This is a genomic window from Acinetobacter sp. SM1B (genome assembly GCF_003289665.1).
Lineage (GTDB): Bacteria > Pseudomonadota > Gammaproteobacteria > Pseudomonadales > Moraxellaceae > Acinetobacter > Acinetobacter schindleri.
The window spans coordinates 837,097-849,746 of record NZ_QMBM01000001.1; the positions used below are offsets into that span (position 1 = coordinate 837,097).

Below are 12,650 nucleotides of genomic sequence, written 5' to 3' on the forward strand. Positions count from 1 at the left end.
AATATTAACCAAAAAGAAGATCGTTTTTTGATTTATGAAAGAGATCTAATGTTTAGATGAAATTTTGTACATGATGGAATAGTGATTTAACATCATCCATCTGCAACTGTTCACGCATTTTTAAAAACTGCTTTTCATCGATATCATAAATTTTAAGAGAAAGCAGTTTGTCTATATCTTCCTGTGCGAAACGGTATTTAATAATTTTAGCAGGTACACCACCGACCACGGCATAAGGTGGCACATCTTCAGTCACGACAGCCCCCGTTGCGACTACAGCACCTTCACCAAGCTTTACACCCGGCATAATCATGGCACGAGAGCCGATCCAGCAGCCATCACCAATGATCGTATCACCCGCAAGCTCAAAACCCCGTGTATCGAACGGAAACGCTGAAATCCAGTCGATACGGTGCAACTGGTTGCTACCCATCATAATCACGCATTCTGCGCCAAAACAGACGAAATTGCCGATATAAAGCTGATCAATCGGCTTCTCAGGCGTTGCAGGCTTATCATGTAAATAACGCACAACACAACGCTCAAAACCCTGATCCCAATAGGCTGAATAGTAGGAATAATTCCCTTTAATATGAATATTCGGGTTCTTCACGGTTTTTGAGATAAACTCGAACTCACACCAATGATTCACAGGCGAATTAATTAACTTTTCGGACATAGGGAGACAAGAACAATAAGGAATGGGTCATTATACCGAATTGCGCTGCAAGCTGAATCAACAATCTCGATCTAGTCCATGAAGAAAATTTTAAGGTAAATGCTGATCTAAGTGCTTTGAGGGATACGTGCAATGACTTTAATTTCAAAATCAAAACCAGCCAGCCAAGTCACGCCCACAGCCGTCCAGTTCGGATAAGGCTTTTGGGTAAAAATCTGGTTTTTAACTTTCATAATGCTTTCAAACTGCTGTTCAGGATCGGTATGAAAAGTGGTGACATCGATAATATCATCAAAAGTACAACCAGCCGCTGCCAATGTCGCAGCTAAATTTTGAAAAGCGCGTTCTACCTGTTTTTCAAAATCTGGTTCGGGAGAACCATCTTCACGGCTACCGACCTGACCTGAAACAAACAGTAAATCTTGCGATTTGATCGCAGCAGAATAACCATGTTGTTCATACAGGGCATGGCGGTCTTGGGGAAATATTGCAGTTCTAGTCATGGCTATTCTCTTTAAAAAAATTACTATGAAAATTTTTTCTTAAAGCGTCTGGCAGTTTCACATACGCTACGTATGTAAACATAATTGACATACGTAGCGTATGTCAATTAAAATTTTTGTAATGCTGAAGTGGGAATAGAAATGTCTGTTCGTGAATTAAAAATGGCCGAGACCCGTAAAAAACTGATTCAAGTGGCACGCCGTGCATTTGGGGAATATGGCTATGCAGAGACTTCAATGGATAAACTCACAGCAGAAGCAGGGCTGACCCGTGGTGCGCTATATCATCATTTTGGTGATAAAAAGGGCTTATTTGCTGCGGTGGTCGATCAGATTGATTCAGAAATGGCTTCATCTGCCCAGCAACATCTGGAGCAGCCTGATAATCTCTGGGAAGGATTGATGCTTGAAGGACGCACTTATATCGAACATGCCCTAAATGCTGAGTTTCAACGGATTGTGCTGCGCGATGGCCCGGCAATACTGGGTGATCCAGCACATTGGCCAAGTCAAAATAAATGCCTGCAATCAACACGTGAATGTGTAGAACAGTTACTGGCTGAAGGTCGATTAAAACCAGTCGATGCGCTTGCTGCTGCGGTCTTGTTAAATGGCGCAGCAATGAATGCAGCACTGTGGGTGGCATCCAGCGATGATCCTGCACAGGTTTTATCTGAGGCTTTACAGGCATTTGAAGCATTGGCTTCTGGCTTCTTAAAATAAAATCGATAGAAATTTTCAGGATCAATAAAAAACCCCTCAAGCGAGGGGTCTTACAGCCTAAAAATATCTAAATAAAAAATTAGATATATTCAACTTTGGAAATTTCGTATTCCACTTCACCTTGTGGTGTCACGATTTTCACTTCGTCGCCTTCGTTTTTACCTAAAAGTCCACGCGCGATCGGAGAGTTCACAGAGATCTTGTTGATCTTAAAGTCTGCTTCGTCATCACCCACAATTTTGTAAGTTTTTTGTTCTTCAGTGTCCAGATTTTCAATGGTCACTGTCACGCCAAATACAACACGACCGTTTTGTTCCAGTGCTTTAACATCAATCACCTGGCAAGCACCAAGTTTACCTTCGATGTCCTGAATACGACCTTCACAGAAGCCCTGTTGTTCACGTGCAGCATGATACTCTGCATTTTCCTTTAGATCTCCATGTTCACGTGCTTCAGCAATTGCGGCTGTAATACGCGGGCGATCAACAGTTTTTAGCTGATGTAATTCTTTTTCCAAGGCAAGTTTGCCTTCAGGAGTCATAGGATAACGTTGCATAGTTGTCCCTCAAAATTAGGTATGTAAGTAAAATACAAAGTGTATAAATGAAAAAAAGCCCGCCACCGAGAAGGTGGCGGGACTTCTCAGTAACGAATTAACCTACTGTTAAATCTTGCAAACGATATACATCCATCGGCAATTTAATCGCTAAAGCTTGGCATACTGCGTCCGCACCATTCAAGGTAGTTGTGTTATACACTTTACCTTGAAGCGCTGAACGACGGATCGAGAATGAATCTTCCTGCGCTTTTTTACCTTCAGTCGTATTGATTACAAGGTGGATTTCGCCGTTTTTGATACGGTCCACAATGTTTGGACGACCTTCAGTTACTTTGTTTACGCGTTCACATTCAAGACCAGCTTCGCTAATCACTTTAAATGTACCATCAGTTGCAAGAATCTTGAAGCCTAGGTCAATCAATTGTTTCGCAATACCTGCTGCACGAGGTTTATCTGAGTCACGTACAGAAATGAATGCGTGTTTCACTTCACCTTCTGTCGGAAGACCAGGTAGACGTTCGTTCGCACCTAGAACAGCTTTATAAAATGCTTCACCGAATGTTTTACCAACACCCATCACTTCGCCTGTAGATTTCATCTCAGGGCCAAGGATCGGGTCAACGCCAGGGAATTTGTTGAATGGGAATACTGCTTCTTTTACAGAGAAGTGTTCAGGGATAATCTCTGAAGTGAATCCTTGAGATTCTAGAGATTGACCCGCCATACAACGTGCAGCCACTTTCGCTAAAGATTCGCCGATACACTTAGAAACGAACGGCACAGTACGTGATGCACGTGGGTTCACTTCCAGGATGTAAACGTCTTCGCCTTTAACCGCAAACTGAACGTTCATTAGACCAATTACGCCAAGTTCTTTTGCCATTGCAATTGTTTGACGACGCATTTCGTCCTGAATCTCTTTAGACAGAGAATAAGGAGGAATCGAGCATGCTGAGTCACCTGAGTGAATACCTGCTTGTTCAATATGCTGCATGATGCCGCCAATCACAACGTCTTTACCGTCAGAGACACAGTCTACGTCAACTTCGATTGCATCATCCAGGAAACGGTCAAGCAGAACAGGCGCTTCGTTTGATGCTTGAACTGCATCACGTAGGTAGCGTTTAAGTTCTTCATCGTTATAAACGATTTCCATCGCACGGCCACCAAGGACGTAAGATGGACGTACCACAAGTGGATAGCCTACTTTAGACGCTTCAGCCATACCTTCTTCAGCAGATTTTACGATGCTGTTGTTTGGTTGACGAAGTTGCAGACGTTGAATCATTTGCTGGAAGCGTTCACGGTCTTCTGCGCGGTCAATCGCATCAGGAGATGTACCAATGATTGGCGCACCCGCTTCTTCTAAAGCACGAGCCAGTTTCAAAGGTGTTTGACCACCATACTGAACGATAATGCCTTTTGGCTTCTCGATACGTACGATTTCAAGCACATCTTCAAGTGTAATTGGTTCGAAGTACAAACGGTCAGATGTGTCGTAATCCGTAGAAACTGTTTCTGGGTTACAGTTCACTATGATGGTTTCATAGCCGTCTTCACGCATTGCAAGCGCCGCGTGTACACAGCAGTAATCGAATTCGATACCTTGACCGATACGGTTAGGACCGCCACCAATCACCATGATCTTGTCACGAGTCGATGGATTTGCTTCACATTCTTCATCGTAAGTTGAATACATGTAAGCTGTATCAGATTCGAATTCTGCAGCACATGTATCGACACGTTTGTAAACTGGCGTTACGCCCAGGTTCCAACGGTGTTTACGGAATTGTTTTTGTGAAATACCCATCAAGTTCGCAATGCGAAGATCTGATAAACCTTTACGTTTGAACCCACGGATATTGTCCGCATTCAAGTCACCAAAACCTAAAGTTTTGATCTGGTTTTCAGTTTTGATGATGTCTTCGATTTGGATCAAGAACCAACGGTCGATGTTCGTCGCAGCAAAGACTTCATCAAGCGTGAAGCCGTGACGGAATGCATCGCCCACGTACCAGATACGCTCAGGACCTGGAACTTTAAGCTCTTGTAAAATTTTCTCACGCGCGCCTTCAGTACCCGCTTCGATTTTTTCATCAAAGCCAGATGCACCGACTTCAAGACCACGAAGTGCTTTTTGCATAGACTCCTGGAAGTTACGACCAATGGCCATCACTTCACCCACAGATTTCATCTGTGTTGTCAAAGTTGCGTCAGCTTGCGGGAATTTCTCGAAGTTGAAACGGGGAATCTTGGTGACAACGTAGTCAATCGCAGGTTCGAAAGATGCTGGAGTCGTACCGCCAGTGATGTCATTTTTCAGTTCATCAAGGGTATAACCCACAGCCAGTTTCGCAGCGATTTTAGCAATCGGGAAACCAGTTGCTTTAGACGCAAGCGCAGATGAACGAGAAACACGCGGGTTCATCTCGATCACAACCATACGGCCGTCTTTCGGGTTAATACCGAACTGAACGTTAGAACCGCCTGTTTCTACACCAATTTCACGAAGTACAGCTAGAGAAGCGTTACGTAGTAACTGGAATTCTTTATCTGTAAGCGTTTGTGCAGGCGCAACAGTGATCGAGTCACCTGTGTGCACGCCCATTGGGTCGAAGTTTTCAATGGTACATACAATGATACAATTGTCGTTTTTGTCACGAACAACTTCCATTTCGTATTCTTTCCAGCCAATTAATGATTCATCGATCAATAACTGTTTGGTTGGAGAAAGATCGAAACCGCGTTCACAGATTTCAATGAATTCTTCTTTGTTGTATGCGATACCGCCGCCTGAACCACCCATGGTGAATGATGGACGGATAATCACAGGGAAGCCGAAGCGTGCTTGAATCTCTAAAGCTTCTTCCATTGATTCGGCAATGTCTGCTTTTGGACATTCAAGACCAATTTTACGCATTGCCTGGTCGAACAGTTTACGGTCTTCAGCTTTTTCAATTGCTTCTTTGGTCGCACCGATCAGTTCAACATTGAATTTTTCTAAAATGCCGTGCTCATCAAGGGCAAGGGCACAGTTCAATGCTGTTTGACCACCCATTGTAGGAAGAACTGCGTCTGGACGTTCTTTCTCAATGATTGCTGCAACAGTCTGCCAGGTAATCGGTTCGATATACGTTGCATCTGCCATTGCAGGGTCAGTCATAATGGTTGCCGGGTTAGAGTTCACCAAAATAACACGGTAGCCTTCTTCACGAAGCGCTTTACACGCTTGCGCGCCTGAATAGTCAAACTCACACGCCTGACCAATCACAATAGGACCAGCACCGATAATTAAGATGCTTTTAATGTCTGTACGTTTAGCCATGATGCTTCCTTAATTACTTCTTAGATGCTTCGATAAGTTCGATGAAATGATCGAACAATGGTGCGCAGTCATGTGGACCAGGGCTTGCTTCAGGGTGACCCTGGAAGCTGAACGCAGGTTTGTCTGTGCGATGAATACCTTGGTTAGTACCATCAAACAGTGAGCGATGAGTCACACGCAATACCGCAGGCAAGGTGCTTTCATCCACTGCGAAGCCGTGGTTTTGAGAAGTAATCATCACTGTACCAGTTTCAATGTTTTGTACAGGATGGTTGGCACCGTGATGGCCGTGAGGCATTTTCACAGTCTTGGCACCGCTTGCAAGCGCAAGAATCTGATGACCTAGGCAAATCCCGAATACAGGAATATTGCGGGCATCTTCTACAATTGTTTTTACAGCTTCAATTGCGTAGTCACATGCAGCTGGATCGCCAGGGCCGTTCGACAGGAACACGCCATCTGGATTCAGTGCAAGTACATCAGCAGCAGGAGTTTGCGCAGGCACAACGGTCAATTTACAACCGCGATCTGCAAGCATACGTAAGATGTTGGTTTTGACACCGTAATCGTATGCAACAACATGGAATTTAAATTCTGGTTGAGCGAAGCCTTTACCTAAAGTCCATGAACCTTCAGTCCATTCAAAACCTTCAGGATCACAGCATTCTTTTGCAAGGTCTAAACCATTCAGACCACCGAATGCGCGTGCTTTTTCAAGTGCTTCTTCTTCAGTGATGTTTTCGCCTGCAAGGATACAACCGTTTTGTGCACCTTTATCACGCAAAATTCGAGTTAATCGTCGCGTGTCGATGTCAGCAATAGCCACTACATTGTGCTGTTCTAGATATTCACCTAGTGATTGTTCAGCACGGAAGTTACTGTGTAATAAAGGAAGGTCACGGATAATTAAACCGTTTGCCCATACTTTATGAATACGACCTGATTCTGCGTCTTCTTCGTTGCAACCCGTATTACCGATATGTGGGTAAGTTAAAGTTACAAGCTGCTGTGCATAACTTGGATCAGTCAAAATTTCTTGATAGCCAGTCATGGCAGTGTTGAAAACGACTTCACCAGTCGTACAACCCGATGCGCCAATCGAAGTACCTTTAAAGATAGTTCCGTCGGCAAGGGCTAAAATTGCTGGGGTGCTCAAACCAAAGCTCCTGAAATTTAGGCTGTAAAAAAGCGAGTAGACGAAAAAAAAGGAAGGTTAATTTTTAAACCTACCCTCCTATGTCTGCTCGCTTGAACTTAACACGGCATTATACGCAGTAACACCTGCTAAGTCCAATAGCTTTGCCGCAAAAGTATGAGATAAATGGCTTGCTTTTTGCTTGAAAGTCTGTTTCATGATCAATGTTGAAAAATGTAACCATTTAATAATTGTCAGACAAATCAAGTCTTAAATTTTATCGAATTTACTAATATGAAAGCGTCAAAACATAACTAAAGGCAAAAGACATGGCTACCACAACTAAAACTACAACATCTAAAAAAAATCTGAATGTCGTTGTCACTGAAACTGCCGAGCAGCTTGAAAAAGCAGCAATAGAGGCGAAAGAGCAGGCAGTGGAAACGCTTGGCGAAAGCAAAGAAAATATTGAAGCTGAAGTAAAAAAACTGAGCAATACTGTGACTGATCAGCTGACCCAGTTTAAACAGGATTTACTACAGCGCATCGATACCCTGAAAGAGCAGTTGTTTGGCTCACAAAAAGAGTTGAATGAACTGACCAGCTTTATCAAAACCGAATTTAATGCGGTCATTGATGATCTATCGAAACTCGGTAAAGAATTAAAAGAAGATGTCACCCAGATTTCAACCAAGCATAAGGATCATCTGGCAGATACCCTAAAACGCTCTAAAGACAGTACGATTGAAGTTTTGAAAAAAGTTAAACCCGTCGTTGTAAAAGGAGAAACCGAAGAAAAAGAAACTGATCTAAAAAGTTAAACAAGCAACAAAACAAAAAAAGCAGCCGAAGGGGAGCATCTATGTTCTCCTTTCGTATTAGACGCAACACTGACTCATAAATCAAAAATAGGGGGTCATGATGCAACATCATCTTATAGCGGCAATATTGCTACTTGCCTTGATCATGGTTTTAAATCTTGAAACCTGGAAAAGCCGTCTAGCCTATCTTGCCATGGTAATACTGAGTTTTAGCTATTTCAGTGTTTTACAGGCCGCAGTTTCCATTATTGCGATTACTATGATTCTGATTTTTTACGCTGCTGTGACAGCAGTACAGAGAAATGCAAGACTACATCACTAATCTACTTACCCTGAACTTCAGGCAAAATAAAAAACGTGAGACCGATGAGCCTCACGTTTTTATATTTTTATCATTTGTGTATTACAGGAGAGTATTTACATCCTAGAACACATGTAACCAGTCACGCTTGTTATGAAAGTCTGCCTGTGGACTGCTGTGCTGCATGGCATAGTATTGATCGCCTTGTGAGGTTTTCAATACAGCAGACAAGCCAAGGAACAGATCAGTCCATTTTAGCTTGTTCAGGGCCATGAAGTCGGTTAGATCCAGGCTGACATTGAGTCCATAATGGGTACGCTTGAGCTGATTCAGGTCGATATCATAAGCCGCTTGTGGCGGCATTTCTTCCGGATAACGGTATTCTTCAAACTGATAGGCTTGCCAGGCCTGAGAAGGAGAGAGATTGATTTCGCGATAAAAATCCTCTTCCTTTACCCCAATAAAAATTTCAAAACACGTCTGTTCCCAGAGGAAGTCCTGACGGGGATGTGCTGCGACCAGTTCTGGCCAAAGCACATACTGGTTCGGATCACGTAGCCAAAAACCCACATTCAATGTGGAGGGACCTTGCTGTTCAATCGCGCCGACCAGCGAGATCGCCTGAAAACGACGATCGAATGCATTCAGTTCGTAACTAGCCATAGATCCTGAACTTAGTTAGACAAGTGCGCAAAGCGAACAAGGTTAGACAGTTTTTGGTTCTGTTTCGGCGCTTTTTTGTAAAGCAACGCGATTTTACCAATGGTTTGTACGATTTCAGCACCTGTTGCTTCAACAATCTCAGTAATGAGAACAGCACGTGCTTCACGATCTTCAGCCACAACTTTCACTTTAATCAGTTCGTGGTCGTTAAGCGCACGCTCAAGTTCTTCGATCACATTTTCAGTCAGGCCTTTGTCACCAAGCATTACCACCGGGTTTAATGCATGTCCGATTTGACGTAAACGTTTACGTTCCTGAATAGATAAAGACGCCATGAGAGATAACCTGATTTTTAAAACGGCTTAGTATAGCAAAAGCAAAAAACAAACGCTTTATATTCTCAGGAAATAATCGGTGCCATCACATAAAAAATCCAACCAACTGTCTTAGATTTAGATACAGATCAATACTGCAAATCATGTGTTTTTCACGTACAATTAATAATTGGAAGTTTTTTTTATTTAGAGAGTTATGGCAACACGCATTACCAACCAGAAGTTATCCAAAAGTAGTCGTGCGTGGATGAGAGAGCATCTCGATGACTTTTATGTGAAGAAAGCGCAAAAAGAAGGTTATCGGGCACGTGCAGCGTATAAACTTCTTGAGATTCAAGAAAAATACGGCATTATCAAACCAGGTATGACGGTTGTCGATCTGGGCGCAGCGCCAGGAAGCTGGTCGCAAATTGCTGGTAAACTGGTCGGTTCTAAAGGTCTGGTGATCGCATCGGATATCCTGGAAATGGATGCACTGCCAGATGTGACCTTCCTGCAAGGTGACTTTCGTGAGCAGGAAGTGTTCGATAAATTGTTAAATATTTTAGATGGACGTACGGTAGACGTTGTAATTTCCGATATGGCCCCCAATACATCAGGTAATAAGGCTGTAGATCAACCGCGTCAGATCTATCTCTGTGAACTGGCCCTTGACTTTGCCAACAAGGTTTTAGGTCCTAAAGGTCAGTTTATTGTTAAAGTCTTCCAGGGCACTGGCTTTGATGAATTCCGTAAGGAAGTTGTTAATAGTTTTGATGTTCTGAAAACGGTAAAACCTGCTGCATCGCGTGCTCGCTCGAAAGAAGTCTTTCTGGTGGGGCAGGGGCGCAAGAAGGCTTCTAAATAAAGTCTACTTGCCAACACGCTAAAAATTGTGCATTTTGTACGTTTTTAATAATTGCAAGTTGAACAAACTTGGAAATTCAGGTCACCCGCGAGGGCATGATCAAATTAGATTGGAAATGGGAATAAAGCTTTGAGCGATCTTTTTAAGAATGCCGTATTGTGGCTCGTGATACTGGGTGTGCTGGTGCTCATCTTCAGCAACGTCAGTGATCGCAATCAGCCGACAACAATGAACTATTCAGAGTTTGTTGCAGCGGTGAATGACGGCCAGATTAAGCAAGTGACAATAGATGGCGAAAGAATTCGTGGTGAGAAATCAAACGGTTCCGAGTTTGAAAGTATTCGTCCGGCAGTTCAGGATCCTGAACTGATGCCAAATCTCATCAAGAACAATGTGGTTGTTGAAGGTACTGCACCACAACGCCAAGGCTTGTTGATGCAGTTGCTGATTGCAAGTTTCCCTGTGCTCTTAATCATTTTGTTATTCATGTTCTTTATGCGCAACATGGGTGGCGGTGCAGGCGGCAAGAACGGCCCGATGAGCTTTGGTAAGTCGAAGGCGAAAATGCTGTCTGAAGACCAGATTAAAGTTACCTTTACTGATGTTGCGGGTTGTGATGAAGCAAAACAGGAAGTCGTGGAAATCGTTGACTTCCTGAAAGATCCTGCGAAATTCAAACGTTTGGGTGCAACTATTCCTAAGGGCGTCCTGATGGTGGGTCCTCCGGGTACGGGTAAAACCCTGCTTGCAAAAGCGATTGCAGGTGAAGCGAAAGTTCCATTTTTCAGTATTTCCGGTTCTGACTTCGTAGAAATGTTCGTGGGTGTCGGTGCATCTCGTGTACGTGACATGTTCGAACAGGCGAAACGCCATGCGCCATGTATCATCTTCATCGATGAGATTGATGCTGTCGGTCGTCACCGTGGTTCAGGTACAGGCGGTGGTCACGATGAACGTGAACAGACCCTCAACCAGATGCTGGTTGAAATGGACGGTTTCGAAGGCAATGAAGGGATTATCGTCATCGCGGCAACTAACCGTGCTGATGTACTGGATAAAGCCTTACTTCGTCCAGGTCGTTTTGACCGTCAAGTGATGGTTGGCTTGCCAGACATTAAAGGCCGTGAGCAAATCCTGAATGTTCACTTGAAGAAACTGCCGTCTACAACGGGTGTGGATGTGAAAGTCCTGGCTCGTGGTACTCCTGGTTTCTCTGGTGCGCAGTTGGCAAACCTTGTAAACGAAGCAGCATTATTCGCGGCACGTCGTAACAAGAATACTGTCGACATGCATGACTTTGAAGATGCTAAAGACAAGCTGTATATGGGTCCTGAACGTAAATCGATGGTACTTCGTGAAGAAGAGCGTCTTGCTACGGCTTACCATGAAGCAGGGCACGCAATTGTTGCAGAAATGCTGCCAGGTACTGATCCTGTGCATAAAGTAACGATCATGCCGCGTGGTTGGGCATTAGGTGTAACCTGGCAGTTGCCTGAGTTTGACCAGACCAGCCATTACAAAGATAAAATGCTGAATGATATTTCGATCTTGTTCGGTGGTCGTATTGCAGAAGAAGTCTTTATTAACCAGATGTCGACTGGTGCCTCAAATGACTTTGAACGTGCAACCAAAGTTGCGCGTGCGATGGTGACCAAATACGGTATGTCTGACAAGTTAGGCGTAATGGTCTATGAAGATGACTCGCAACAGTCATTTATGGGCAGCATTGGCAGTCGTACGATTTCTGAAGCGACTCAACAGCAGGTTGATGCTGAAGTACGCCGTATCATCGATGAGCAATATAAAGTGGCTCGTGATATTCTGGAAAATAACAAAGATATCGCGCATGCCATGGTGAAAGCGTTAATGGAATGGGAAACAATTGATCGCGAGCAAATCCGAGACATTATGGAAGGTCGTGAGCCTAAGCCACCTAAGGTCTATGTTTCAGATAATCCTGTAATTGATGTAACACCGAAGGATGGGCCGTTGACTCCTCCGCCATTACCAGCCAATTAAGCAGAAAATAAAAAAACCACCTTCGGGTGGTTTTTTTATGGCAATGATTTGGATTGTTTTGGCGTGATGCTATATTCAGCTATAAAAAACCAATGAGCAAAAATAAAAATGACAATACCTGTTTTGGAATCCCGTATTTATCAGTTACGTTTAGAAGCGCTGACTTGGAAGCATTTTACAGATTTAGAAGCAGCTTGTGCTGAAGGAGATTTGGGCGAAGTGCTTTATAATTCTGTACCTTACTTAAGCGAATTAAAACAATATGTACAGCAAGCTTTGGTTCAACAAGCTCAGGGTACAAGGATGGCTTTTGCTGTGATTGATTTAACAGCGGGTCGAGCGATTGGAACCACCAGTTATCATGATATCAAGCCTGAAATTCCACGTGTGGATATTGGTTATACCTGGTATGCACAGCGTTATCAGCGTACCTATGTGAATCGGGTCTGTAAATATCTTCTTTTAAGTCATGCCTTTGAAGAGCTTAATGCTCGGGTAGTAGGCTTTCGTACGGATCATCTGAATCTAAAAAGTCAAAAAGCCATTGAAGCTCTAGGAGCTAAACGGGATGGCATCATTCGATGTCATATGTTGCGTAAAGATGGTCAGACAGTGCGGGATAGCTATATCTATAGTATTTTAAGAAGTGAATGGGTAGAGGTAAAATCACAGTTACAATCTAAGCTTATGCAATGCTCAAATAAACCGCAGTTTGAAATTTAATTCTGGCTTGTTTCAGC

At 43.4% G+C, this 12,650-nt stretch carries 13 protein-coding genes; 6 read left to right on the forward strand and 7 right to left on the reverse strand.

Annotated features, from left to right (window positions below):
* Nucleotides 1-52: 52 nt before the first annotated feature.
* The gene (locus C8322_RS03965; RefSeq protein WP_103799942.1) at nt 53-679 is read right to left on the reverse strand and encodes a CatB-related O-acetyltransferase; all 627 of its coding nucleotides are present in this window, start codon (nt 677-679) and stop codon (nt 53-55) included.
* A gap of 107 nt (nt 680-786) precedes the next feature.
* Nucleotides 787-1,182, reverse strand: coding sequence for a RidA family protein (locus C8322_RS03970; protein WP_008305088.1), 396 nt, complete (start codon nt 1,180-1,182; stop codon nt 787-789).
* Nucleotides 1,183-1,323: 141 nt separating this feature from the next.
* Between C8322_RS03970 and C8322_RS03975 the strand changes: the two genes are divergently transcribed.
* Nucleotides 1,324-1,905 (forward strand): TetR/AcrR family transcriptional regulator, encoded by a 582-nt coding sequence (locus C8322_RS03975; protein ID WP_008305090.1) that lies wholly within the window; start codon nt 1,324-1,326, stop codon nt 1,903-1,905.
* Nucleotides 1,906-1,984: 79 nt separating this feature from the next.
* On the opposite strand, the gene greA is transcribed toward C8322_RS03975, so the two are convergent.
* The 3 genes from greA to carA form a co-directional block, all read right to left on the reverse strand.
* Complete coding sequence (gene greA, locus C8322_RS03980; RefSeq protein WP_005222895.1) at nt 1,985-2,461, reverse strand: transcription elongation factor GreA; 477 nt, start codon at nt 2,459-2,461, stop codon at nt 1,985-1,987.
* A gap of 97 nt (nt 2,462-2,558) precedes the next feature.
* Nucleotides 2,559-5,789: a carbamoyl-phosphate synthase large subunit gene (gene carB / locus C8322_RS03985; protein ID WP_008305092.1), complete on the reverse strand. Its 3,231-nt coding sequence runs from the start codon at nt 5,787-5,789 to the stop codon at nt 2,559-2,561.
* Nucleotides 5,790-5,802: 13 nt separating this feature from the next.
* Complete coding sequence (gene carA, locus C8322_RS03990; RefSeq protein ID WP_004814933.1) at nt 5,803-6,945, reverse strand: glutamine-hydrolyzing carbamoyl-phosphate synthase small subunit; 1,143 nt, start codon at nt 6,943-6,945, stop codon at nt 5,803-5,805.
* Nucleotides 6,946-7,253: 308 nt separating this feature from the next.
* Here carA and C8322_RS03995 point away from each other — a divergent pair, with 308 nt between their 5' ends.
* Together C8322_RS03995 and C8322_RS04000 are read left to right on the forward strand one after the other, a co-directional pair.
* On the forward strand, nt 7,254-7,745 hold the full coding sequence (locus tag C8322_RS03995; RefSeq protein ID WP_004814935.1) for a hypothetical protein: 492 nt from the start codon (nt 7,254-7,256) through the stop codon (nt 7,743-7,745).
* A 100-nt stretch (nt 7,746-7,845) separates the two neighbouring features.
* A complete protein-coding gene (locus C8322_RS04000) occupies nt 7,846-8,067 on the forward strand; it encodes a hypothetical protein (RefSeq protein WP_004892004.1) in 222 nt (73 codons plus the stop codon).
* A gap of 102 nt (nt 8,068-8,169) precedes the next feature.
* Here the strand turns inward: C8322_RS04000 and C8322_RS04005 are convergent, their stop codons facing one another.
* Together C8322_RS04005 and yhbY are read right to left on the reverse strand one after the other, a co-directional pair.
* Nucleotides 8,170-8,709, reverse strand: a complete 540-nt coding sequence (locus C8322_RS04005) for a DOMON-like domain-containing protein (RefSeq protein WP_008305680.1) — start codon at nt 8,707-8,709, stop codon at nt 8,170-8,172.
* 11 nt (nt 8,710-8,720) lie between these two features.
* Nucleotides 8,721-9,044 carry a ribosome assembly RNA-binding protein YhbY gene (gene yhbY / locus C8322_RS04010; RefSeq protein WP_004814942.1) on the reverse strand — a complete coding sequence of 108 codons (324 nt, stop codon included), beginning with the start codon at nt 9,042-9,044 and terminating at the stop codon, nt 8,721-8,723.
* 196 nt (nt 9,045-9,240) lie between these two features.
* On the opposite strand from yhbY, the gene rlmE reads away from it, so the two are divergent.
* The 3 genes from rlmE to C8322_RS04025 all read left to right on the forward strand — a co-directional run bounded on the left by rlmE (nt 9,241) and on the right by C8322_RS04025 (nt 12,633).
* Nucleotides 9,241-9,891 carry a 23S rRNA (uridine(2552)-2'-O)-methyltransferase RlmE gene (gene rlmE / locus C8322_RS04015; protein WP_048882412.1) on the forward strand — a complete coding sequence of 217 codons (651 nt, stop codon included), beginning with the start codon at nt 9,241-9,243 and terminating at the stop codon, nt 9,889-9,891.
* 129 nt (nt 9,892-10,020) lie between these two features.
* A complete protein-coding gene (gene ftsH / locus C8322_RS04020; protein ID WP_103799941.1) occupies nt 10,021-11,910 on the forward strand; it encodes an ATP-dependent zinc metalloprotease FtsH in 1,890 nt (629 codons plus the stop codon).
* 108 nt (nt 11,911-12,018) lie between these two features.
* A complete protein-coding gene (locus tag C8322_RS04025; protein WP_103799940.1) occupies nt 12,019-12,633 on the forward strand; it encodes a GNAT family N-acetyltransferase in 615 nt (204 codons plus the stop codon).
* Nucleotides 12,634-12,650: the final 17 nt, after the last annotated feature.